The 25,568-nt window shown below is 57.1% G+C and carries 15 protein-coding genes, 1 pseudogene and 1 riboswitch; of the genes and pseudogenes, 6 read left to right on the top strand and 10 right to left on the bottom strand.

The window, feature by feature from the left end:
- Positions 1–279 precede the first annotated feature (279 nt).
- The 9 genes and pseudogenes from cysN to ACNJYA_RS10270 all read right to left on the bottom strand — a co-directional run bounded on the left by cysN (position 280) and on the right by ACNJYA_RS10270 (position 13,062).
- Complete coding sequence (gene cysN / locus ACNJYA_RS10310) at positions 280–2,163, bottom strand: sulfate adenylyltransferase subunit CysN (protein WP_439402762.1); 1,884 nt, start codon at positions 2,161–2,163, stop codon at positions 280–282.
- Complete coding sequence (cysD, locus tag ACNJYA_RS10305; protein ID WP_439402761.1) at positions 2,163–3,062, bottom strand: sulfate adenylyltransferase subunit CysD; 900 nt, start codon at positions 3,060–3,062, stop codon at positions 2,163–2,165. The genes cysN and cysD overlap by 1 nt, the downstream gene beginning before the upstream one ends.
- A 274-nt stretch (positions 3,063–3,336) precedes the next feature.
- Complete coding sequence (locus ACNJYA_RS10300) at positions 3,337–4,440, bottom strand: sulfotransferase family protein (protein ID WP_439402760.1); 1,104 nt, start codon at positions 4,438–4,440, stop codon at positions 3,337–3,339.
- A gap of 817 nt (positions 4,441–5,257) precedes the next feature.
- A complete protein-coding gene (locus ACNJYA_RS10295) occupies positions 5,258–5,443 on the bottom strand; it encodes a hypothetical protein (RefSeq protein ID WP_074448398.1) in 186 nt (61 codons plus the stop codon).
- A gap of 2,331 nt (positions 5,444–7,774) precedes the next feature.
- Positions 7,775–8,097, bottom strand: a pseudogene (locus ACNJYA_RS10290) (hypothetical protein); the annotation flags it as partial.
- A gap of 11 nt (positions 8,098–8,108) precedes the next feature.
- Positions 8,109–8,390, bottom strand: a complete 282-nt coding sequence (locus ACNJYA_RS10285; protein ID WP_439402759.1) for a hypothetical protein — start codon at positions 8,388–8,390, stop codon at positions 8,109–8,111.
- A gap of 1,040 nt (positions 8,391–9,430) precedes the next feature.
- A complete protein-coding gene (locus ACNJYA_RS10280; protein ID WP_439402758.1) occupies positions 9,431–9,607 on the bottom strand; it encodes a hypothetical protein in 177 nt (58 codons plus the stop codon).
- Positions 9,608–10,135: 528 nt separating this feature from the next.
- Positions 10,136–12,481 (bottom strand): 5-methyltetrahydropteroyltriglutamate--homocysteine S-methyltransferase, encoded by a 2,346-nt coding sequence (gene metE, locus ACNJYA_RS10275; RefSeq protein ID WP_439402757.1) that lies wholly within the window; start codon positions 12,479–12,481, stop codon positions 10,136–10,138.
- Positions 12,482–12,584: 103 nt separating this feature from the next.
- Positions 12,585–12,786: riboswitch (cobalamin riboswitch) on the bottom strand.
- A 57-nt stretch (positions 12,787–12,843) separates the two neighbouring features.
- Entirely contained in the window at positions 12,844–13,062 is a 219-nt protein-coding gene (locus ACNJYA_RS10270) for a hypothetical protein (RefSeq protein WP_439402756.1), read from the bottom strand.
- Positions 13,063–13,784: 722 nt separating this feature from the next.
- Between ACNJYA_RS10270 and ACNJYA_RS10265 the strand changes: the two genes are divergently transcribed.
- The 4 genes from ACNJYA_RS10265 to ACNJYA_RS10250 all read left to right on the top strand — a co-directional run bounded on the left by ACNJYA_RS10265 (position 13,785) and on the right by ACNJYA_RS10250 (position 20,788).
- Positions 13,785–14,180, top strand: coding sequence for a hypothetical protein (locus ACNJYA_RS10265; RefSeq protein WP_439402755.1), 396 nt, complete (start codon positions 13,785–13,787; stop codon positions 14,178–14,180).
- Between the two features lie 2,072 nt (positions 14,181–16,252).
- Positions 16,253–17,014, top strand: a complete 762-nt coding sequence (locus ACNJYA_RS10260) for a thermonuclease family protein (RefSeq protein ID WP_439402754.1) — start codon at positions 16,253–16,255, stop codon at positions 17,012–17,014.
- Positions 17,015–17,022: 8 nt separating this feature from the next.
- Positions 17,023–17,766 carry a carbonic anhydrase gene (locus ACNJYA_RS10255; protein ID WP_439402753.1) on the top strand — a complete coding sequence of 248 codons (744 nt, stop codon included), beginning with the start codon at positions 17,023–17,025 and terminating at the stop codon, positions 17,764–17,766.
- A gap of 1,855 nt (positions 17,767–19,621) precedes the next feature.
- A complete protein-coding gene (locus ACNJYA_RS10250; RefSeq protein WP_439402752.1) occupies positions 19,622–20,788 on the top strand; it encodes an acyl-CoA dehydrogenase family protein in 1,167 nt (388 codons plus the stop codon).
- A 998-nt stretch (positions 20,789–21,786) separates the two neighbouring features.
- On the opposite strand, the gene ACNJYA_RS10245 is transcribed toward ACNJYA_RS10250, so the two are convergent.
- Positions 21,787–22,434, bottom strand: coding sequence for an FkbM family methyltransferase (locus ACNJYA_RS10245; RefSeq protein WP_109142785.1), 648 nt, complete (start codon positions 22,432–22,434; stop codon positions 21,787–21,789).
- A gap of 1,019 nt (positions 22,435–23,453) precedes the next feature.
- Here ACNJYA_RS10245 and ACNJYA_RS10240 point away from each other — a divergent pair.
- Positions 23,454–23,768, top strand: a complete 315-nt coding sequence (locus ACNJYA_RS10240) for a co-chaperone GroES (RefSeq protein WP_439402751.1) — start codon at positions 23,454–23,456, stop codon at positions 23,766–23,768.
- A gap of 84 nt (positions 23,769–23,852) precedes the next feature.
- On the top strand, positions 23,853–25,493 hold the full coding sequence (gene groL, locus ACNJYA_RS10235) for a chaperonin GroEL (protein ID WP_439402750.1): 1,641 nt from the start codon (positions 23,853–23,855) through the stop codon (positions 25,491–25,493).
- The last annotated feature ends 75 nt before the right edge of the window (positions 25,494–25,568 follow it).

Raw genomic sequence — 25,568 nt, 5'->3', positions numbered from 1 at the left:
CCTCTCTGGCCTTTCTCACCGCATCGTAGATTTTGATCTGCAGCATGGGACGGCGTCTCTTGAGCTCCACCGCTTCTGACCATGCTCCATCTTTGCTTGCGTACTCGGTTTTGAATTGGCCATCCACTTCGAGCACATAACCGGAAGCTGGCAGTACACGAGTGGGTGCGACCATTGTGTTCCTTTCGAACGAAACGTTTTATCGCAGGACCCGCCTGAGCCAGATCGCCTGTGCCGCGCCAGCAGGCTATTGTGCGAATTGACGTGGCGCGAGGACATCTAACCATCAAGAATTGAGCGCGCTATCAAGACGTCCACTACCGCTTTCGCTGAATGCTCTAGGTTCTGCTCCATAGTCCTGAGATGAATATCCGGTGTTTCTGGTGCTTCGTAGCACGCGTCGATTCCGGTGAAGTTCTTTATGTTGCCTGATTTCGCCTTTGAGTACAGCCCTTTCGGATCTCGCCGCTCGCATTCCTCGATCGGCGTATCGACAAAGACTTCTATGAACTCTTCCTTGCCAACCAGCATGCGCACCCTGTCCCGTTCGGCTCTCGAGGGCGAAATGAACGAGCAGATCACAATCAAGCCGCTGTCCGCCATCAACTTGGCAACTTCACCGACACGCCTAATGTTCTCCACGCGGTCCGCCTCCGAGAAGCCCAGATCGGCGCTTAGTCCGTGTCGGAGGTTGTCGCCATCCAGCAGCATTGTATGCCGCGACATTGCGAACAGCTTTTGATCAACTAGATTCGCAATCGCCGACTTTCCCGCGCCAGACAGGCCGGTAAACCAAATGACGCAAGGCTTCTGATTCTTGAGCGCGGCACGCTCCCCCCTATCCACGGATAGGGCTTGCCTAGCAATATTGGCGGTCTGCCGTAGCGGAGCGGCAATCATGCCTGCCCCGGCCGTACGATTGGTGTAACGATCAATGAAGATGAATGATCCGGTCTTCCGATTGACGTCGTAAGCATCGAATACTGCGGGCATTGTGGTCGCAACATTACAGAACGCGATCTCGTTCAACGAAACCATCCCGGCGGCCAGATGCTCACAAGTGTTGACGTCGATCCGATGCCGAATTTCGGTAATGCTGCCGGAAATCGTCTGCGATCCGATCCGCAGGACGTAATTGCGTCCGGGAGCGAGCGGCTCCTCGTCCATCCAAATCACATAAGCAGCGAACTGGTCGGCGACCTTCGGTTTATCATCCGGACGGGAAAGGATGTCGCCACGGCCGATATCAATTTCGTCTTCCAGTGTAATGGTCACCGCATCGCCGGCTTCGGCGCCGACAAGGTCGCCATCGTGGGTCACGATCCGCTTGACGCGCGTGGTCCGTCCCGACGTGGCGACAATGATCTCATCCCCCGCCGAGATCCTCCCGGAAGCCACCGTCCCGGCATAGCCTCGAAAATCCGGATTTGGTCGGTTCACCCATTGTACCGGAAAGCGGAAAGCCTGGCTTGCGGTACCGGATTGGATGTCAATGCTCTCCAAATATTCAAGCAGGCAGGGACCACGATACCAGTCGGCACGCGCGGAGCGGTCTACGACGTTGTCGCCGTATCGGGCCGAGATCGGAATTGGAACGATCGAGGTGAAGCCGAGACCGGCGGCAAAGGCCATATAGTCGCTCGCGATCCGATCGAAGCATTCGTTGTCGTATGCGACAAGATCGATCTTGTTCACTGCCAGCACGATATGACGAATACCGAGCAGCGCACAGATAAAGGAGTGGCGGCGCGTCTGAACCATCACGCCTTTGCGGGCATCGGTCAGGATAATAGCGAGCTGGGCTTGCGAGGCGCCGGTAGCCATATTGCGGGTATACTGCTCGTGGCCGGGGGTGTCGGCCACCATGAAGGAGCGCCGCGGCGTAGTGAAGAAGCGGTAGGCAACATCGATCGTAATGCCCTGCTCCCGTTCGGCCTCGAGGCCGTCCACAAGCAGCGCGAAGTCGATGTTGTCCCCGGTGCTACCGTACTTGATGCTGTCGCGTTCCAGCGCCGTGATCTGATCGTGGTAGATCATCTTGCTGTCGTGCAGTAATCGGCCGATCAGCGTCGATTTGCCGTCGTCCACCGAGCCACATGTGATGAATCGCAGCTGATCCTTCGTCCGTGCCGGAACCGGTTCCGTTGTCGGCTTTGTAAACATCAAAAGTAGCCTTCCCGCTTCTTCTTCTCCATTGAAGCGGCTTCATCGGTGTCAATTAGACGCCCCTGACGCTCAGACACGGTCACGGTCTGCATTTCTGCGACGATACCTTCGATGGTCGTCGCATCGGATTCAATAGCCCCGCTCAAAGGATAACATCCAAGGGTGCGAAAGCGGATCATCCGCATTTCCGGCGTTTCATTGCAGTTAAGCGGAAATCGCTCGTCGTCAACCATGATCATCGCACCATTTCGATGCACTATCGGTCTTCGTTTTGCGAAATAGAGCGGAACGACCGGAATTTTCTCGATCATGATGTATTCCCACACATCGAGCTCGGTCCAGTTTGACATCGCAAACACGCGCATGGTCTCGCCCCGGCGAATCCGTGTGTTGAACAGGCTCCAGAGCTCCGGTCGTTGGTTACGGGGGTCCCATACGTGCCCGGCCGAACGGAAGGAGAGTATCCGTTCTTTTGCGCGACTCCTTTCCTCATCGCGCCGGGCTCCGCCAAGGGCGGCATCGAACCCGTGGAGGTCGAGCGCCTGTTTCAGCGCGTCCGTTTTCATGACCTGGGTATGGAGGGCGGAGCCGGAATCAATCGGATTGATCCCACGCGCGCTGCCGTCCTTGTTGACATGGACAATCAGGTCGAGGCCGAGCCGCCTGGCTGTCGCGTCTCGGAAGCTGATCATCTCGCGAAACTTCCAGGTCGTATCGACGTGAAGCAGGGGGAAAGGTATTTTTGCCGGATAGAACGCCTTGATAGCAAGGTGTAGCAAAACGCTTGAATCTTTTCCGATGGAGTAAAGCATGACGGGCCTTTCGAACTCGGCGACCACATCACGCATGATTTCAATCGATTCAGCTTCGAGACGGTGCAGATGTTTCGGCAGCATGTAATCCTATTTTCAGTGCAGGATCTCTGTTCTTCGCCGCTCTATGGCTCCAGCCTAGAGCGGGGAATATTCGCGGCAGAAACGGCGGGTCATGGCGCATGGCTCATCAATGAAGCCAAGCCCCGTTCGACAGCAAACTTCGGACGCGGCAGCATATCGCATTGTGCCCGCACGTACGCCGGCGCGTGCGGCACACCTGATCGGGAGGTCAGCGTGCCGGTTAAGGATCTTGGCTAAATCAACCAGCGAGGCTTGATCACAAGCATCAGAGTCCTTAGGAGATCCTGAGGATCTGCTCAAGCCGCGCGACCTCGCCTCGCAACATTTCGATAGCCGCGTCCCGGTTCTCGGAAATATTCCAAGCATTGTGGACCGACTCTCCAGCGTGAGATAAGCTGGACGGTCCTCCCGCCTTGGCACTTCGCAAATCCCACCAGGTTCGGAATACCCGACCATAGAGCTCGGTTATTTCCCGTCCTCTGTCCAGAACTCCGGCTTTCTGGGCATGCAACAGTTCCTGCTCGTATCCGAGTTCTACCAAAAGCTCGGCACCGATCAGATCGGTCACGGTTTGCATCTCTTCGACGCTCAATTGAGATTGCCATGATTTGACAGAGCTTTCGTCGATGGTGTTTCGTTCCAGGATTTTTCGGTCTCCAAAGCTGCTGGATTGAAGATAATCTGCTCGTCCCATGCTCGCCGATTCGACGCCTCCTGGATCACAGCCGAGCGCTGTCAGTAGACGCTGGACTTCCTCGTCAGGGCGCGCCACGAGCCGTTCGTATTGCACGAAATGAGTCTGCGCGCGAGTACGTTGCGCGGCGAGCCTAGGAAGACCCAAAACCAAATCGGCCAGTGAAGATATTATACCATCGGGCAGTCGAAGCATGAGATCAGCGAGACTGGATACGCTGACCGGCTGCGCGCTTTCTGCCCGCAGTGGGATGCCCCACGTCGATTTCAGTGAAGCGGCGATCGCGTAGGGATTGCGCATCAGAAGGATTCGTGGCGCTTCCGGATAAACGGATCCGACAAAGTCAAGCGCGGTCCAATAGCGTGGTGTCTTATCTATGATGATGCGCTTGCCCGCTTTTGCCAGATATTGATCGTATGCTGCATCTGCGAAAGCGCGGCTAACGATCGTGCGATCTATCCGTCCCAAGAATTCGGAGGTCGCGGCCTCGATTAGTGAGCTGCCCGCCGGATGGCGCCGATCCACCTTGCCAAATGCTTCAAGCGCCAGCATCAACCAGGGTTCAGGCGGAGCCACAACGTCTGGATGGAGCTGCAGCAAATGTGCCAGCAGTGTGGTCCCGGATCGTGGAAGACCAAGGAGAAAGCACACTTCAGGTGAACGACCAAGACGTCCGCTCATCATTCAGACACTCGTGCTTGGCAAGCGCCATCTCTCGGCGCTAGCTCGATTGGGCGAAACGAAGGCGGCCGCCGGATCACATGGGGCACCCGCTTGCGTACAAAGAGTCGAAAGGACAAGAATTTTGTCTGCCACTCATGACTTGAGACCCGTTCAGTCCCATCGGGCGGGATCACAGAACGATAACTGCAATCGCTTCCCCGATTGTTCGACCGATAAAACGAAATCTAGCAACAGTTCAATTGCACGAAGAATAGCTGGGAATATGGGAAGGTTGAAAAGAACTATACGGACGTTTGCCAAAGACCGCGCGCGGCCCGTGGAAGGTTGCTACGTATAGAAGATGCATGCGCTGGGCCATTAAAGAGGTAACTGAGGCATGCACCTCCCTGAAGCTCGGCATATACAAATAGTTTGGGCATATGAGCGGAGTGCTGCAAAGAAGCAGACCATATCGCGGACATCACACACGGCAAGACGCAGCAATCTTCTCAGCGCGGGAGCGATCCAGCCGCCACCTCCAGTAAGCGCCGCCGTTGGTCGGTCAACACACTGGATCGGCCGTTCATGTGGGAGATCCTCGACAGGGCCATCACCAAGAACAATGTCTTCACTGCCGATTGGTTACAGCTGTTGAGACCGCGTCTAAGAAAGTCCATCAATAATGAGAGGATGCTGGAGCTCCCACCGCGACACTGAAACACCATCCAGACACCATCTCGGCGCGGCTCCGCAAAGCTAATTTCCGACAAAATTTCTATGGGTCCTGAGGGCGGCCCAGGGAGCCGCCCTACCGCGCTAGTACCAGCGCTGCTCAAAACTACCGCTGATGTCCGAGTCCGATTCCAAGATGCAAGGCCTTCTGGCGGAGCGCACCGACGCTGCGTTTGGTCATCTTTGCTATTTTTATGACCGGGGTTCGGGCCTTGGAATGGACTTTGAGCTCCTTGATATCTGCCCGCGTCCATTCGCGCCGCTTAACGCGTTTCTTGGTTGCTTTCTTCACGATGAATGCTCCTTTTGAGAGGAGCGGCTTGTAGCATAGTTTTCACGGCACGACGACCGCAAAAACAGACAATATGATAGGAGTGGCGCCAGGCATAACTTGGTCATACTTTCCAAACGCGAGTCGTCTGGGCTAGTACAGCTGTGGAACTGTAAACTTCATATACAGCCCGCGCTCTGAGAACGTTCCAATCGATTCCCTTCTATTCGCAGCTAAGCAACCGACACACTCTGGAACGAGGAAGCCAACCGCGAGATCAGTTTAGCCGACCGTCTCGACCACGCTGATGTGCATGAAGAGGCCAGGTTCCCGATCCCTCAGGTTTAAATCAAGCCAATATCCCTAGCCGCGTTAAACAATTTCGCAATACCCATTACAAAGCCACTGTTTCGAAATGTGGACTTCAAGATCTAGTTGAGTAGGTCACGATCAGCACAGGGTTGAGCGGCTGGCCGTCACCCCGGTAGCGGTTTACGTAGGCTCAATCGCTTGCCGTAGGGCACTTTCTGCCCGCGTTCGTTCCCAGCTGCGAAATCGAGGGGGCGGTTGCTCAGCTTTCGACTGTTACGCGGTCTCTCGCTCAACCTGCGCCTGCATAGTACACCGAACTAAGTGTTCGACCGTCTCAAGATATTCCCTTCCCTCCTCGGTGAGGATCCAGCATCCGGCCCCCCGCATCAGCTTTGGCCGAAAATACCGAGTTGGGGCGCGCGGCCTGCGATGCGCTTCATATGAGCCGACCACTCCGGGCCGCTGCTATATGGATACCCAATGCCGCTTAACGACTTTGATGCTCGCCCGACCGTGCGGCTAGCCGGTAAGTATCTTCAGTATAGACGTGAAAACTCACGCGCACGCCATTGACTCAAGGAGAGCCTCATAACACCTATTTTGAGGTAAGCTCCAGAGGCGCGCCCCGCTTTCAAAAGCAAAGCTTGCTCCTTAAGCCCAATACGCGACGCCCGCCTGCTCTGGTCGCTTTATGCAACGTTTTCGATGGCATCGGCCACATCCTGCCCGAGGCTTCCGAAGAACGGTTCAGCATGAGATAGCTGCGTCGACTAGGAGTGCGACGAGGTCTCAACTGCCGCCTTGGACCGGTACGAGATCAAACGACGTCGATGGTAACCACGCCGTTGTACATCTTGACGAATGACGTCGCTCACGGAACGAACCGCCCGCTTCTTTCTCTTCCAATCGCCGTCCAATCCCGCCGGGATCCCAAAAGCCTGTCGGGACGACCAAAATATCGTGTCTTCGGTTCAAATAGATGTCGAACATGTGCTATCTCTTGTCGCACGAGCGTAGATCGGCCGTTCATCGGCTTGGTGACATCGACGCAACAGTCTCCCTTAAAGTCACTGGACGATCAAATATCATTTGAAAGCTCCCATTCCTGATACATCAAGACCGTCACGGGCACGATGGTGCCGCAGATGTGAGCGTGTTCACGTCCCAACTTACGGTCCGCTGAGAGGCGCACTCGACAATCGTCGACCTGAAACGTGGCGAGAGTACATTGAATTTAACCAGCTACTTTGCGGCTCTGCGGAGCCAACGCTGCAGTTTTTTGGGTTCTGGCAACTAGTTGATGCAGCATAACCTCGACAAGTCCTAGCAAGGACACCCTCGCCGCTATCAGGCTCCAAAGCAATGGCCTTAGGAGCCGCCGCCTCCGGTACTAGTTGAAGTAGTCTCCGACCCGTCTTAACGGAATGTGTCGACAGTAAAGCAATTCCCTCGGCAAAGATCCACCTATGGCGGTGACGAGCCGGACGACCGGAAAGCGATTGCGTTCAAGGATCCGGGCCAGTTCGGGGCCGGCGTCGTTGACTAAAACGAACCTCAGGAGAGACCGAAAGGACGTTGATATTTATGTAGAGACTGGACAACAGCAGGTCGTCATCGTCGTAAGCTGAGAAATTCTTTTTGAATGGTTCGGGCGCGACTATCACTTGCGCATTGCTTCTGGCAAATAATCGGTGACCGCACGAGACCGCACCAGCAGAAGGCTCATCGGTCGATGCACGATCACATTAAGCTCCCAACAACGTGTCCACAATTCCTTCGACGTCCTCGTTCAGTTCGTCGAGATAGCGTCCTTGATCCGGTGGCGGACCGGTGCGCCAGCTTACGTACCTGCTGCCGTCGACGAGAGAACGCGGATAATACCACTCCGAGCGAAGGTTAAGATTGATATGTAGGAATAGATCGCAAGAGAGCTCGCGATCCGAGCCGCATGATTGGTGGCCGTACCCACCACGACTTCCTTCAATCTCGACCACTCGTCGTACGAATGTAAAGTCACGCTTACCCGTATTGGCCGTGCCTTCAGGTTTCGTAGACCGACTGCCGATGATTGTGTAAGTGGAGCGTCTGCCATAGTAAAGCTACTGCACGGAATGGCAGCGGCCGGAAGTGAGCTTGATCCGGAGCGCCGCCAAGGCTCGAAGGCGGAACCGGCCATTGTATCAGGCGAGGTATCGTCTGATCGAGACACGCGCGTAGGACACAGTCTCATAGGCATGCTCGCCTTTGTCGCGACGGGCAAGCAAGCCGTCCATGCTGATGGCGATGCCATGACTGGCGAGCGCGCCGGTAAACGTCGCGCCGGTGAACTACGAGCCTTGGTCGGTGCTGAAGATGTCGCGCTTCCGTGGAACACTCAGGAAGCGCGAAACCCTTGCTTACTCATGCCATCCTTGCGGGATGCTCGAAAGGCTGATGTGGACGGATTAGCTAAGGCAGGTGGGGTTCGAAGCTCCAACACATCGGCGAAGATTGTCCAATCGCGGACACTCTTTTGCTTGCAAAACTCAGTCTCGGCCTGCTGAGCAGCAGCACTCAGGGAGGTGGCATCGACCTTGAATGCTGCCTGGCACGCACGGTGCTCGCCGCCGGTATCGTCACAAACGGTCTTAATAAACCGAACATTAAATGTAGGCATGCCCCTCTCTTCCCGTGGTTCGCTTGACCACTATTCTGCCATTCGCACCGAGAGTATTTGATCTGCCTCAAGCAGGCCCCGAGAGGTCTGTCTGATCCTCCGAACATAGATCCAGATGTAACGGCGCGGTGCTCAATGCTGCCGTAGGCCATGCAGCGTTAGTTGCGCCTCAAATCAACGCGTTGGCCTGTTGCAGAGAGTGCGAGGCCCTGGCTGGCGCGCGAGTTCGAACATGTCCACTGCCAACGGGGGCGTCTGCGGCACGTGGCGGCCGCTTGAGCTCAAGTACTTCCCGGACGGACGAAACTTTTGACCCGTATCAATGCTGCGGCGGCTGTGTCCTGATAGAGGTGATCTTCTAGTAAGGTCAGACGCATGGCGGAAAGAACGACTCGAGCCCATGATGCTCTCATGTCCGAGCACCAGTAATCACTTTTTAGGACTCCATCCGGGCGCAGCCGAGCCGCGGGTTAATGACCTACACATGATTAGTTGCGCCGCTTGCGATGGCGTATACTTTATCGACCTGCGGACAGGCCCGATTATGGGCTCCGAGCGTCGCTACCTCCCTCCTATTGGTGTCAACCGAATCCGGCGTCTTCGCGCTCTCGCTGGAGCACGTGCGAGCGCGCAGCTGCGGTCGCCCGCACTCCAAGGGATGACGCCGCAGAACACGGAGATGTCTCACCAACAAGGGACGTGACATGACAGACAACCGGGCCATTTACCCCGCCACGGGCCAGATTACTGGAGCTGCAGACCAGTTCAGTTCGTGCAGAACAGTTACAAATAGCAACAGCCGAGGCCTTGAGCTGCCCCAGATCCATTCGCCGGCGAAAATCCAAATATTTCGGTTCACCGAGCGGACCGTGTTCCGGACCAACGATGCCACCGACAGCTCTCTGCCGCGGCTCACGCCATCAAGACCGCGCCGTCCGGTCGAATCGCGCAGAGCCTGCTGGGCGGACGCCAAGCGTTGTTCGTAATGTTCACAAGGTTTTCTGAATTTGTCAGCTCGCAGCGATGAACTTTGTTCAGGATCAAATGGCGATTTGATCTGGGAGCGGCTCGAAATCATGCCGCCCTTCGATCAGGATCTGGAGATTGCCGTGATCGAGGGCAATTCGATTCACCGGGTGGTCTTTCCTTGTCGCCGGGCGTTCGGCGGATGGATCAACGCGGATACCGGAGAGCACGTCGCCGTGCAGCCGACGCATTGGCGTATCTGGCTCGGATAGCGGCGGCGATCCTGCACAATAGATTGGCGTGAGTTGAAGCAGGAACTGGCTTCGGCGTCCTCTCGTCGGACACTATGTAGAGTTCATCGAATGAGAGCGCCTGACGGGGAAACATGTCCGAGCGAAGAATAGAAGGCCCGTGCGGTGACGTCGGCATCACCCCTCTCATTGTTGTCGCAACCGTTTCCACTCTTCTTATGAGCGACACCTCGGTGTAGATTTTGTCTCTCAGACCAAACGATCGCTTAGCACGGCATAAGGAGCTGCGATAAACGTATCGATATGAGTCCATATTCTCGGCGAATGTTCTCGCCTTGATGAACCGTCGGCTATTCTCTTTTGGCCAAGTAACGCGAGCCGTCAGCGTCGTTTCTCCGCGTGCACATCCGTCCAACCATTAACTGGGGCCAAGCACTTTTTGTTGGCCCCAAGGCTTGCCGCGAGATTATGGAGCGCGGTATTGACCACAAGCGAATAGCTTGGTCCAGAACAGATCCGAGCGCCGGATCAATGATTTTGCGGAGACGATGCAGCGCGCAGTTCGCGGGCGGCAGCGACCATGTTGGTTATCGCAGGCCGCACCTCCTCCCATTTGCGCGTCTTTAGGCCGCAGTCCGGATTGACCCAGAGCTGTGATTCTTGCAAACGCGTCCGAGCCAGCAGCATCAGCTCCTTCATTTCGCTTACCTCGGGAACGCGTGGAGAGTGGATGTCGTACACGCCAGGTCCGATTTGATTTGCATATTCGTACTTGCTGAATGCGCCCAGTAGTTCCATTTTCGATCGCGACGTCTCGATTGAAATGACATCCGCATCCATTGCAGCGATCGCACCGATGATGTCGTTGAACTCGGAGTAGCACATATGTGTATGGATTTGCGTCTCATCGGTAACGCCTGATGAGCAGATGCGGAAGCACTCTCCGGCCCAATCGAGATATGCCTTCCACTCCGATCGACGCAAGGGCATTCCTTCGCGAAGTGCAGCTTCGTCGATCTGGATCATGGCCGCACCGGCATTCTCGAGGTCGCGCACTTCGTCGCGGATCGCAAGCGCAAGCTGACGGCAGACCTCGCTCCTAGGAATATCATCGCGAACAAACGACCAGTTCAGCATCGTCACCGGTCCGGTCAACATCGCTTTCATTGGCTTGCTAGTTAGTGATTGCGCGTAACGCCACCAGTCCACAGTGATCGGCTTCGACCGCGCTACATCGCCAAACAGGATCGGGGGCCGGACGCAGCGCGAACCATAAGACTGTACCCATCCCTTCCTGGTAAATAGGAAGCCGGCGAGTTGCTCGCCAAAGTACTGCACCATGTCATTGCGCTCAAATTCGCCGTGCACGAGGACGTCAAGACCAATGTCCTCCTGCCAACGTACGGCGCGGGCTATCTCCTCCTTGATGAACCTATCGTATTGCTCGTCGCTCAGCGCGCCTCGCGCATGCGCCGCCCGAGCATTTCTGACTTCTGTGGTCTGAGGAAACGATCCGATCGTCGTGGTGGGAAACGCTGGTAGTCCAAAGCGTGCCCTTTGGATCTCGGAACGACGGGCAAACGGGCTTGTGCGCCGGCGTATCGTCTGGTCGATCGCCCTCATCCGGGCAGCGACATTGGCATCATGGATCTTCGGCGAAGTCCGGCGGGCAGTCGCAGCGCATTCCGAATCGGCTAGAGCGAGCCCGACATTCTGGTCGCCAGCGAGCACCCGCGCCAGGATCGCAAGCTCGCGCATCTTCTGAACCGAGAAAGAAAGCCAGCTCTTAACGTCAGACGCGAGCCCGGTCTCGAGTTCAACATCGACCGGCACGTGAAGCAGCGAGCAGGATGGAGCGAGCTGCACACGGTGCTTGCCGAGCTTCGCAATCGCGGGCTCCAGCCTCTGACGGAGCGACGACAAGTTCGACCGCCATACATTCCGGCCGTCGATGACCCCGAGCGAAATGACGAGATCACTTCGGTCGACAGCGACGATCTGATCCAACAACTCTGGCGCCCGCACCAGATCAACGTGCAGACCGGAAACTGGGAGGCTCAAGGCTGTATCCAAATTGTCGCCTAGGTCGCCGAAATAGCTGGCAAGCATGATCTTGATGCCCGGTCCCTCCTTTGCGAAGCGGCTATAGGCATGTAGCAATGATTTTCGCACAGCTTCGTCCAGATCAAGGACCAGGCAGGGCTCGTCAAACTGAACCCAACTTGCCCCTCGTTCGGCCAATTCATGCAGAACCTCGATATAGACCGGTATCAAATCATCCAGTAGGGACAGGGGCTGGAACGCACTATCGGCACTCTTGCCGAGCTTTAGGAATGTGACGGGCCCGATCAAGACAGGGCGGGTCTGGAAACCAAGCGCCTTTGCTTCCTCATACTCTTCCATGGGTTTGCGAGAGCAAAGTCCGAACGCCTGTCCCTTGTGAAACTCGGGAACCATGTAGTGGTAATTGGTATCAAACCACTTAGTCATTTCCTGCGCAGGTGGGCCAGACCCCCGTGGGCCAAGACCGCAACTCGCATCCTGGTCGTCGCATTGTGATCCGCGAGCCATGGCGAAGTACGTCTTGAGGGAAATGTCTTCTCCTTTCGAGGCGTAGATCTCCGGGATAGCACCAACCATGACACTTGTATCGAGCACCTGATCGTACAGCGAGAAGTCATTCGACGGAATGATCGTGACGCCGAGAGATTTCTGACGAGCCCAGTTCGCGGCGCGCAGGCCGGATGCGTCCTCAAGCAATTGCTGCTCGCTGATCTTTCCCGCCCAGTAGCTCTCGAGAGACAGTTTGAGCTCACGCCTTGGACCGATGCGTGGCGTTCCGAGCGTAGCAACCGGAAGAGAGAGAAGAGACATAGTTTTAACCCCTGTTGGGGACAAAGGCCATGGCGGACGCAGGCAGAGGAAGTCGCGCGTGCGACGGCTGCTTGGCGCACCACCGAGACACCCCGCCCGTGGACCAATATATATCGTCGGGGCAGGTCTCCTGGCTCGCTGGTCATCGCTGCTGTCGGCCTTCCCAAAGCCGTGCGGGCTTCAGTGACATCGTTGGACAGTAGCTCGCCGCTCACAGTTGCGGGGGCAGCGCCGGAATTTGCACCGGCTTCCCTCTTAGCTCCGGATCAAGTGGGATTCGGAGAACCTCGACGACTTCGATTATCGGCAGGAGGACTCTTCCGTCAACCTCTCAGATTATGTGCCAAGCTACTCTGTGACATCTACTCGGCGAATAACCGTGCATTTCTATGATTCTCTAAACAGAGCTGCTGCAATCGCAAGTACTCTTGCCAGATGTCGGAGTGAGCATCGGAGCTGCCTTGAGGCGAGGCGGCCCCATCAATGAACCCGACAAAACCAGCCTGCGCGGCGAGGATTACCGCCGTTTCGAGCAGAATGCATTCGATGCGGCTTCCGATTTCCAGCGGTTCGCCCAGCACGTCGGCTGGCCAGCTATTTTCTCAACTAGAGGATCCGCATTGAATACGTCAAGGCAACCGGCGCAATCTAGAAACATACGCGGCGAGCAGGTTGATTTGCGTGCCAGCCACGCTTCAAAGTTTGTCGATTAAGTCGGCTTCGTGTCCCCAGCCATCATGTAGATCGAATGCCGACGGCAACGACAGCGAACCACACGGTTCAAGGACGGCAAACGCACTGCCGATTCTCATTAGGCACTTGGCATCGAGGCGCTTACCTCTCCGCAAACTATCGAGTGCGGGACAAGGATGCACAAGCTACGGCCGATTCACTGAATGGAAACATCGAACGTGCGCAGGTCGGAAAGTCGACAAGAATGACATAACAACCGTGCAAATCTCCGCCTGCTGCCTGGAACGAAGAATGCAAGCCCCTCGAACATGCCCAGTCTCTCCCGCTGGGCATGTCCAGCTCAGCCAATTGACGCTGTCGCTGGGTAGGGAAGTTAGCGGCGCGTGACATAGAGGGGAGCGCCTGCCCGCACGGGATAGCCGCGGGTGCCCCGACGCGTTTCCGTAAACTTCTTGGGCTCGCTCGCTCCTAGCAGGTTCGAGGTTGGCCCGCTTTGAAAGATGTACGGATGAAACGCGATAGGCCGAGGGTTATGAAGAGAATGTCGGGAAGACCCGCGCTATGGCGTTGCCTGAGCGCACTTCTAATCTGCCTAGCCTGGCCGGCGACCATGAGCAACAGTATTCGCGCAAGCGACATCCCAGTTGTCGAAAGACTCAAGTCAACTTGGCGAGCGCAAGATGGTGAGACGGTAGAACAAATTATCTCCAATGTCTCGAAGGTGGCACAGTTCGTCCCTCAGATGTGGGGCGTCGTTGAACTTGGCGAAAACGACTATGTTTTCGTTTCATGGACCAGGCACCGAGACAACAAATCAGACGAACAGTACGCTATCACCTGGAAAGTTGCGCTCGACGGTACGACTGAACTGGCGTCAACCTATGCGAAGCCCATGGAATTGGGCTGGCGCGCCCTAGCGCTCTCGTTGATCGCCAGAGAAGTCGCAGATGGTGAAAGGACGCAAATCTTCGCTTTCTGCATGATCCGACTAACTTCAACTTTGTGACTACGCCGCAAGGCCGGCTCGGCGATCTTCTAGGGCAAGGCCGCTGCACTATCATTGAACCTGTTGGGGTAGACTACTTACCGAAGCGGAATGAAAAGCCGAACGAGAAAGGCGATCTGTGGCGTATTCTGCTCTTGGTGAATTGCGATCTCCAAGGACCACGTTATTTTACACACAACGGGGTCATCACTTTCGAGAAGAGCGAAGGCCAAGATTGGGAGCCACAATCCTCCTTTGCCAAGCGGATCGCTCAATTTCATCCGGGATCCTGGTTCCAACGCACCGAGCCAAAGGAAGAGGAAGACTTAGGAGACCGAAGGCCTTAGTAGACGGTCGCGCAAAGCAACATCGGACCGCAGCTGCCGTACGGTCGAACGCCTCGTACCACCTGCAAGACATACGCGGTCTGCGGTTGTGATGTTTACGGCTCCGCAACAGTGCGCCTGCCCTTCTCGCAGCATTTCGGCCCGCCGCACGAAAGGTCGAGCAGCACGATGGCGCTTTTCCGCCAGGTGTCGAGCTCAGCGGCGTACTAGTTTGCGAGATGTGGTTTGCCCGCCTGCACTCCACCCAGTGAGAGCAACCAAGTTGTGCGGGCACCAGCTCTCATGCATTCTTCGCTAGAGCGCTGGGGGATGCCTCGGGCCCGGGCCGATTCGGCGTGTGTGCTCCGCACGTCGCGTGACTGCGTGGCGTGCGCAGGAGCATGAGCGTAGCGACTTTGACCCGGCCCTAGGAACCGATGCCGAGACGAAATGGGCGAGGAAGTTACACTGGTAGCAAGCCCGGCATACCCGCTGAGCGCCTGCCCATTTCCGAGTCGCAGGCCGGGAAGCTCCGGAGCTGTACGCAGAACGTCGAGCGCCACTGACTCGGCTCTAGATTTCCTCGCACTCATTTGTCTGCACGTCATAGACCCGGATTCTAAGCTTGGGAAACCGCTTCTTTAGTTCTGCTCCACCTGCCGTGGCACCGTCTTTGGTTGCGAATTCCGCTCTGAGCTAACCATCTACTTCAAGCGCTTAAGATGAGACCGATACTTCCCGAACGACTGCGACCATGTCATTCCCATTATTAGTGAGGTGCTGAAGAATGATGTGTAGCTTGAGTCGGCTAAACCGTACCAGAGCTATTCGCCCCGCGTGCGCCATGGGCAAACGCGTATTGTGGACTGAACCCTCACACTGAATTACATCAGGATGGCACTCGCGATTGTCCGAACACGTGGGTAGCTTGCGCACGCCCGGAGCATCCACGGCAAAGCGCGGCTCCATATCGCAGCCGTTCCAATTCCTGGAGCAAACGGGCGCTGATGCTAGCGTTCCTGGGTAAGCCACTCGAGATCGCAGGAACCGTCACGACCAATAGCGGCCGCCCGTAGCGCCGCCTGAGTCATAAACAATTCAGTTCTTGTGCAAATGTATGGGCGGTAGCACCAACGACCTATGGTGCAGCGCGGAGGAGCCAAATGCCACAGTGCGATTGGTAGCAACGATCATATGGCTCGGCGTAAGAAGGTACCGGATTTCCGCGATTTGCTCGAAAGAACGCTTCATTTATGCGGCGAGCATTGAGGCTGAACTCCGTCGCGTACTTTGCCTACACAGGCCAGAGCGAGTCAGACCAGATCATTTTTGAGGATCTTTTTCGTGACACGACTTTTGGGGCGAATTCATCGCCCTCGTCGGAACTGTCCGGTTTGCTGATGGAAGTCGTCATCAACCATGGCAAGGTTGCTCCTCCAAGCCTGACTCCGCCGCAAGCACCGACGCTTCATTGTCCTCACTTTTGCAAAGAGGTAGCACAGCCTTCCAAGGCTCGGGTTTGTCCGGCATCTCGAGTTCGGCGCCACGAGGATCTCCTCCTCAGGTGCAGAGGGTACAGCGCGTTCAGGGTAAGAGAGGCGTCGATGATCGAAAGATACCGCCGCACGCACACGGAAGAAATCTCTTGATCCTTACGCAGCGTCAGGTCGTAGCTTCGAACTCACGCCAGGCTCTCATAAAGCACACATCGAAAGCCGAACGGACATCTGCGGTCGAGCAATCGAATGTATCGGCACCGGATCGTGCATGAACATGGATCAGGAGCGAAAGGTTATTGTCGGGATGAAGCACCCCGGAAGTATGTTCGTATTGATCGCTCTCATCACATCTCCGGTTTTCGCCGAGACACTCAGCGGTGCTCCGCGCATCCTCGATGGCAATACGATCGAGATCGAGAAAACAAACGTCCGGCTCTCAGGCATCGAAGCTCCTGAGACGGATCAGATTTGCCTCGACGCACAGGGCCGGAAATGGGCCTGCGGCGTAGCTGTTCGCGACCTGCTCATCAAGCATTCGAATGGGCGAACGTGGGATTGTCATACCGAAAGAGTCGATGAGTATCGGCGAGCCCTCGGCAGCTGCTTCATCGAAGGCGAGGATGTAAACGCCTGGATGGTACGCTCGGGCTTGGCGCTATCGGCTGGTGCATCTCACCATACCTACATTGTCTATGAGTTGGTGGCGAGCACAGCCAATGCGGGACTGTGGTCCGGCGCATTCATCGCGCCCTGGGACTGGCCTCGCCGCAATCGGGGCACGATTATCGTGGGCGCGACGTCGGTTCCGGTCGACGCTCAGGAAGTTCTGCTTGGATCCGTCTTGCTTTCGGAACCCCCGTCGCCCGAGTGCCTGATAAAAGGCACTGTCGAGCGCAGAGGCGAGCGCATTTACTACCTGCCAGGGCAACCCGGTTACGAACAACTCGACATGACGAAGACGCGCGGTGGACGCTGGCTCTGCAGCGAAGCGGAAGCCGACGCCACCGGGTGGCGTAAGGCCGTGCGATGAGGCGACACATGAAAGCAGCCCATTCTCAAGACATGCACCATTTAACCAGGCACGCGCGTTCGCGCCGGTCACTGTTGCTGTTCGCTGTTTCGACAGTTTTCCTGCGGTTCGGCAGTAAGATTGTCGATGCGAAGGAAGCAAAAGGCCCGCCCAAGCCAAACAACCTGCTCTCGCCAGATGCTGCCCTGAATCGGTTGCTGAAGGGGAACGATCGTTATGTCCAGGGCGCACCACGAGCCGACAATTTCAGCCGCGAGCGGCCGGTCTTGGTTGAGGGACAAAATCCATATGCAGCGGTTCTGAGCTGCGCCGACTCCCGCGTGGTCCCCGAACTTGTCTTCGACAGCGGATTAGGTGATCTGTTTGTCTGCCGCGTGGCCGGTAACTTCGCTAACGATGATACGCTCGCCAGTATGGAATACGCGGTTGCCATACTCAACACGCCGCTGATCCTCGTACTTGGCCACGATCATTGCGGTGCGATAGACGCCACGATCAAGTCGCTCCATGAAGATAAGCGGCCGCCGGGGCACATTTCATCCCTGGTAACTGCACTTTCTCCTGCAGTGAAAGCATCTCGCGACCAAGCCGGCGACGGGATCGCCCAAGCAACCCGACAAAATGTGATCGATAACGTCAACAAATTGAAATCGACAGGTCCAATTCTGAACGGCGCAGTCGAGCAGAACCGACTGAAGGTCGTCGGGGGCCTGTATCGGATCGACACCGGCAAGGTCGATATCGTGAGCTGATGCTAGCGCCTTCACGCTCCCGGCAATCGTCTGCCGCCTGATACATCGCTTCAGATCCGCGCAATATTGTTGGTCCAACGTCTACCACAAATACGCCCGGATACTATCCGCTCTACAATTGTCATCGCTTCAGGACTCCTAGATATGCGCGGCCTCTTAATTCTCCTCGTGTTTTACGCACTCATGTTGGCAACGCGCGGCCAGCAACAAGAAACACACATAGCGCGTCCGGCAGCATTCATGCCTCCTGATTGAGCCGCCAACCCAATGGAGGTGGTTCGGGTAGCAGATTGCAATGCGAAGCATTGCAGGCTCTGAACTCGAGAGCACGCGACGATCCCGAGAGCTTCTCGTCTCCGATTGGGTAATGCATCCTCGGTCATGCTTTTATAACCGAGCTCAGCCAGGGCTGAGGGATCACACAGAACAACCAGCATGACTACCCGGCCGGGCTGTAAAGCAACATGCTACCTGTATCCGTACCAGACAGCCCTCCTGCATGAGCCATTTGGTGACCGGGACCATCGGAAAACCAGCCGCGCGTCAATCATTCGCTAGATGGTCTCGTTCGCCGTCCTCCATGACGAGCTCGGCACGAGAAGAAACTCGAAGCTTACAAAGTGCGTCGCCTTTACGCGGGGGCTGGTAGGTTCTAAGTCGCGGCGAGACTTAGCAGGTTTCTTGTTCTATCTGCGCAGGTCAATTCGGTGCGACAACAGCCATGTTTCAGCGCGCGCACCGCGCCTACAGGCCGGAGAGCATCTGGTAACCGCGCTTCCACAATCAGGCCCTTCAAGCACGGATTCGCTTAGTGGGAACAGAGCACTAGCTTCAAAACGTGTCGTGCCTGGTCTGTCACAAAGCTCGTGGTGCGCGCATAGTTGTCGCACGAATTTGGCAAGCTTGGAAGGCCGCAAGCATTGGTAGATCGCCGAAGAAAGAGGCGCCACCGGCCGCAAGAGGGTCGGCCAGTCAGGAATGTGCTCGAACTTGCGTTCGGTATGTCAGAACGTGGCCAGACTCCTCTGTCGCTGGCAAGCCCGGAAAGCCACCGAAACCTGTTCGTAACGCTTCGTCTTCGCTCGCATGAGCGGACCACTCTTGCAGTCACCTCGAACGCGGAGTTGATCGTGCAATTGCGTCCGGAGCCGCCGTGCGTTTCACGAACACCTGCGTTCTTGAACTCTGCTTCTAAGCAAGCGCTCACCAGCAGTCGCAGGAGCAGCACATTTGGGCTGTTGGTAACCTCAGGAGAGGAACGTTGAACCGGGTTGGTGGCGGTCGCGGTCCGCCTCTGTGGTTTTCTTCGCGGCCTGTTAAGGACATCTTGTGCCTAAAAGCAAACCGGAGCGCAAGAGCATTGCGCTGGCACGGCACGGCGGAGTGATCTCGCGCAGTTCAGACAAAGCCGGCAGCTATGCTTGATGGCACGTCAATTGCTGGGAAGACGGGCAAGAGACTGCAGGCTTGGGCGCTCTCCCAAGCACAACTCAAGAATTCCAAACGTGGTTCGACCCGGCCTGTCACAAGTGTGACCACACGTTCATGTGGAAACGACATGCACCGCATGCCCCGATCGACCGCCGGAGATTCAGTTCGACAAACGCGGATCGATCCCGCCGCAGCCTATCGGCTGCTTTGCCGGTCAGCCCCAATGGCAGGGCGACAGCTATATCTCGGTCAGGCGTCCGGCCGCACAAGTTTGGGAAGCTACCGTGTCCGATCTCATGGACTCGATATCAAGTGCGACTGCTTTGAGAACGCCGTCCAGCGGGGCCAAATCACCTGGCCTGCCATGCGGCGCCCATATGAATGACGCGCGGCGATGACCGGCTCAAGACACGGAGGATGATCTATGAACGCTCCACCAGAAACGGTGACTTCCAGAACCCACGCCGCGGCTGCGACCTGGGCTAATCTGTCGCCGCTACTCGTCGAGATCCGTGCGCGTCGCAACGAGTTTAGCCGCACGCAGAAGATTCCAAAAGAAATCATCGACGGTTTCAGACGCGTCGGCGTCTATCGGGCTATGGCTGCCAAGCGATTCGGCGGTGAGGAGCGAACGCCGGCCGATTTTTGTCGGCTGGTGGAGCGCATTTCCGAGGCCGACGGCTCCGCCGGTTGGGTCGCCAGCTTCGGGGATGGAGCTCGCTACCTCGCTGCTCTTCCGGACGACACGCTTCGCAAAGTGTACGCCAATGGACCTGACGTGGTGTTGGCGGGTGCGCTTTTCCCACTCCAACCCGCTAAGCGATGCGCCAAGGGACTTATCGTGAACGGCGTGTGGCCATTCGCTAGCGGCTCGCCAGAGGCGGATTTGATAGGAGTTGGTATCACGTTGGAAGACGATCCGAGCGGTGATCTTCCGCGTGTAGCGGTGATGCCGGCCGAGAAGGTGACAATTCGGCCCAATTGGGACGTCATCGGACTGCAAGGCACCGGAAGCCACGACGTCGTCGTCAGCGACGTCATTGTGCCAGAGGAATGGACGTTGATCCGCGGCGGTCCGCCGACGCTTGATGGGCCGCTCTATTGTTATCCATCCGTCGCCTTCGCCGCGCAGGCGCATGCGATTGTTGGCATCGGGATTGCGCGTTCTGCAATAGACGAGGTGATCGCCATGGCCGCAACCCGTGCCTCGATCACTGGAGCGCCCGTGATGGCTGAGCGCGGCTATGTGCAGCTTGAAATCGCCAAAGCCGAAGCGATGCTACGTTCCGCTCGTTCTTTCTTTTACGACGCCACCGAGGAGCTGTGGAAGGAAGCGCTCAAGGGTGAGGTAAATCTTGGCACCACGACGCTAATGCGGCTCGCGGCGACGAACGCCGCGCGGCAGGGCGCTGAGATCTGCAGAATTGCCAGCGGTCTGGCTGGAACTGAGGCGCTCTATAACGCCAGTAATCTAGCACGGGCCATGTGCGACAGCTTCGTGGTTGCCCAGCACGCAGCTTTAAACGAGGGAACGCTCCAGAGCGCTGGCCGCGCCCTTCTGGGAAGTGCAATACAGCCGGGCTTTCCATAAAGTTGGTCACGCACGGGCAAGCCACACGCCACGCCAACGGATTACTGAACTTGCGCGATGAGTGGCCTGCCGCTGAGGGCGTGGCCCCTTGTTTCAATTTGAACAAAGACACCGCAGGGCAAAGGATCCCGCTACATATCCTGGACTACCCGTTCGTTGTCCAAACATACGAGTCCTTATAAGCCTCTTAGCCCCTCAATCATCGACGTTACCGAGCAGGATACACCTGAACTTATGCGAAACGGCTCGCGGTTCAACTCACGAACTCTCCAAATCACGCGCTAGCGGGACTCTCGCACCGGTTGCCTACTTGCCGTTTGTGGCGCACGGTGCGGAAGAAGCTCTCAATGGCGCATTATCCTAGCATTCACCCTTGCGGCTCATCGATGCGGGCACGCAAGCGCTGGCAGCGGCCGTGCGACCTTAGCCTGCGCGTACTGTATACGCCCGATCGGAAAGTCGATCAATCCACTCTTGCCCGCTGCTGGCGAATTGGCAACGACGGCGCGGAAAAGACGCTTCGGTCTTCATGAGGTCGCGCTTCGCCCGGCCAGCTATCTTGCGGCTGATGAGCTCCATGGCGGCAGCCAATACAGCGAGCCCTATGCGGTTAGGATGGAGTGATATCGGCCAGCCGGACCTAGTTTTGGCTGCGCCGGTGAAGCCGCGCGATCAGATTCGGCGTGATCGGCATTAGATCCTGGCGAGTGTCGGTCGAGCGGGTCCGACGTAGCGGCGCCAAGAGCGCGCGAGCCCGTGCTGCTACGGTTCGATCGCCACGGTAGCCGCACGGCCTGCCTTCCTCCGGGCCGCGTGGACCCCAGGACCGCCATGGCGCTGGCCGCTCCCAATGGGTCGGTCGACATGCACGCCGGCCCAATGGACAAACCGCACTGCCTGTCCAGCTCACGATAGCCGCTTGACGATCACCGTTGTGCAGCTGTGGCCAGCACGGAGTCCGCTGGTCAGGTCATGAATGAGACGCTCGATATGAGCCGCTAGGCGCGCGCATTTTTGAGCAATACATCACCTTCCACTGCGCGCGGATAGTGAGCCGCCACTTCAAAGGATGGCAATAAGTTAAGAATGGCTTGCAATGACAACTGCCCTTCGTAGAGCTCGCGGTCACTATACTCGGTGTAGATGAAACGCGTGTTGCTGAACGTCCGCATACCGCCGGCGATAACGTCGGCTTCGGCTCCCTGAACGTCCATCCAAATAAAATCGACTCCGTCCAGCTTAGCTTCGCTGCACCAGTCGTCCAGCCGCCGTGTTTCAACCGAGACAGGATGATCAAACCGGACCCAATCGTACTCGGTAAGATGGTTCTTCGGACGGCGTATTGAACCGGATAGGTCCCAATCCTTTGCATCGCCATCTGCATTGCTGGGGTAGAAGTCGATCGTCCCGTTTCGATCACTGATGGCTATTTCAAACAGCTTCACCCTATTGAGGGATGGGCCGAGCTTCTTCTTGAAGCGCGCGATCGCTCTGGGGTCCGGCTCAAAGCAGTAGAGCTGGGGTTGCGGGCAGAGTTCTAGGAATTTTTGCGTATCAGTCCCGTCATTGCAGCCGATATCCAGGATGACTGGATTCGGCTTCTTAAGAAGTGAGATAATGTGCTGATGTACTTCTACGGACGACACAGCTGCTTTTCCATGGTGCGCGGAGATTTGGTGAATTTCGACATCACACGCCAGAAGCCGCTGCACAATGTATATCAAGGTATAAGCTTCATTTGTCAGTCAGTCCTTTTGATCCACGACAGCTGTTTGGATGCCATCGACATCAAACTGAGAGGTTATCCATCGCGATGCAATTCTCGAACTTATCGTCGGAACGCGCGGCCTCAGTGAGCCAGATCGTCGTATTGGCTCTTTCAAGTTGCCGAAGACCGCCTTCCTTTGAGCGTCACCTGTTGGATATCGACAATTGCGCCGAATGTGCTCTGCCGACTGATGGCCGCCATCTCAGATTCGCTGCCAGTAGCTCCCGACGGTCTTTCCCTCGGAAGCGTAGGCGAGGAACGAGGTCGGCGAAAGCCCCGATGCACGCGTCGCTCGGCGCAATCAAGCTTTCGCGGCGCTTGCAACTTTCTTCAGTGCTGTCGGCTTACGAATGACCAGGGTCAAGTCGGTAGGCTTTAAGTGCCCTGCCACGGCAGGATACCGGCGATCCGGTACAATTCGGTGGTGACCTGCCTTGGAGCAGGCCGCCTCTTACAAGAAGCAGAACCTGATTTTTCGATATCGTTGCATACTATTCGCATGCACGACTCCGGCAGATTTGACGAGCCGCTCTTCGATAACCCTTGTGGACCGCACGCTTCGCCGGCCAGACTTGCTAGATTGTACCGTCAGGTAATCATGTGCAATCCCCACGTCGTCGAAACACTCTCGATTAGTGCAACCGCCGCCCGAGCAAGGTTGAAGTGTCCCGCGGCTCAATGCGCGTGTTTCCAGGAAGCGCAATGTCATTTTCACAACAGCCGGGGGGGCTGTGCGCCTCAGCGCGTATGCTTCCGGACAAGCACACACGCTGCCGGGCAATGCTTTTGCAGAACTGTACGGATAGATTGCTCGGCGCATTTCTGGCCTGACTCTTGCTATAGTTTACTGGCCACGTTTGCCTAATCTCAACTTGTTCAAACGCTCAGGAGACCTCTATGAAATTCCGTCCGCTTCACGACCGCGTCGTGGTCAAGCGCATCGACGCCGAAGAGAAGACCGCTGGCGGCATCATCATTCCCGACACAGCGAAGGAAAAACCATCGCAGGGCGAGGTCATTGCAGTTGGGCCGGGCAGCCGCGATGAGAGCGGCAAGCTAATTCCGATCGACATCGAAGTCGGTGAGCGGGTGCTGTTTGGCAAATGGTCCGGCACCGAGGTCAAGATCGATGGGCAAGACCTGTTGATCATGAAGGAGAGCGACATTATGGGCGTTCTCACGGATGTGTTCTCCAAGAAGAAGGTCGCCTAATCCTGGGCTCGCACAGCTCACCCTCCGAGGAGAGCCTACCGGGCGCGCTGGAGGATCATTTAATTGGAACTGAAGGAATTCTCTATGTCAGCTAAAGAAGTCAAGTTCGGAGTAGATGCGAGGGATCGTATGCTGCGCGGCGTCGACATTCTCGCCAATGCCGTGCAGGTCACTCTTGGTCCAAAGGGCCGCAACGTCGTGCTCGACAAGTCGTTCGGCGCGCCACGTATTACCAAAGACGGCGTTGCCGTTGCCAAGGACATCGAACTCGACGACAAGTTCGAGAACATGGGCGCCCAAATGGTGCGCGAAGTGGCTTCGAAAGCTGCGGATGCTGCCGGCGACGGCACCACCACCGCGACCGTCCTGGCCGCCGCAATCGTGCGTGAAGGCGCCAAGTCGGTTGCCGCCGGCATGAACCCGATGGACCTCAAGCGCGGTATCGACCTCGCGGTCGAAGCCGTCGTGGCCGACCTCGAGAAGAACTCGAAGAAGGTCACCTCGAACGACGAGATCGCCCAGGTCGGCACCATCTCGGCCAACGGCGATGCCGAGATCGGCAAGTTCCTCGCCGACGCCATGAAGAAGGTCGGCAACGAGGGTGTCATCACCGTCGAGGAAGCCAAGTCGCTGGAGACCGAGCTCGACGTCGTCGAGGGCATGCAGTTCGACCGCGGCTACATCTCGCCCTACTTCGTCACCAACGCCGACAAGATGCGCGTTGAGATGGACGACGCCTACATCCTCATCAACGAGAAGAAGCTCTCCTCGCTGAACGAGCTGCTGCCGCTGCTCGAGGCCGTGGTGCAGACCGGCAAGCCGCTGATCATCGTCGCCGAGGACGTCGAGGGCGAAGCGCTCGCGACCCTGGTCGTGAACCGTCTGCGCGGCGGCCTGAAGGTCGCGGCCGTCAAGGCTCCGGGCTTCGGCGATCGCCGCAAGGCCATGCTGCAGGACATCGCGATCCTGACCGGCGGCCAAGCGATCTCGGAAGATCTCGGCATCAAGCTCGAGAACGTCACGCTCAACATGCTCGGTCGCGCCAAGAAGGTGATGATCGACAAGGAGAACACCACGATCGTCAACGGCGCCGGCAAGAAGGCCGACATCGAGGCGCGCGTGGCCCAGATCAAGGCGCAGATCGAGGAGACCACCTCGGACTACGACCGTGAGAAGCTCCAGGAGCGTCTCGCCAAGCTCGCGGGCGGCGTCGCGGTGATCCGCGTCGGCGGCGCGACCGAGGTCGAGGTGAAGGAGCGCAAGGACCGCGTTGATGACGCGATGCATGCGACCCGCGCGGCTGTCGAGGAAGGCATCGTTCCGGGCGGCGGCGTCGCCCTGCTCCGTGCCTCCGAGCAGCTCAAGGGTCTGCGCACCAAGAACGACGACCAGAAGACCGGCGTCGAGATCGTGCGCAGAGCACTGTCGTGGCCGGCCCGCCAGATCGCGATCAATGCCGGAGAAGACGGTTCAATCGTGGTCGGCAAGGTGCTCGATAACGAGCAGTACTCTTTTGGCTTCGATGCGCAGACAGGCGAGTACAGCAACCTCCTCTCCATAGGAATCATTGATCCGGCCAAGGTCGTGCGCATCGCGGTCCAGAACGCCTCCTCGGTGGCCGGGCTGCTGATCACGACGGAAGCGATGGTTGCCGAGCTGCCGAAGAAGGCTACGACTGGTCCAGCAATGCCTGGCGGCCCCGGCATGGGCGGTGTGGACTTCTGATCCACTTCTCAAATTCTCGATGACATGCGAAACCCTGGCAATAATGTCAGGGTTTTTTGCATCGAGCGGCCGGTA

The sequence above is a fragment of the Bradyrhizobium sp. BLXBL-01 genome (assembly GCF_051853025.1).
Taxonomy (GTDB): domain Bacteria; phylum Pseudomonadota; class Alphaproteobacteria; order Rhizobiales; family Xanthobacteraceae; genus Bradyrhizobium.
The sequence above is the reverse complement of the archived record's forward strand: the minus strand, read 5'-3'. Positions and strand labels throughout refer to the sequence as shown.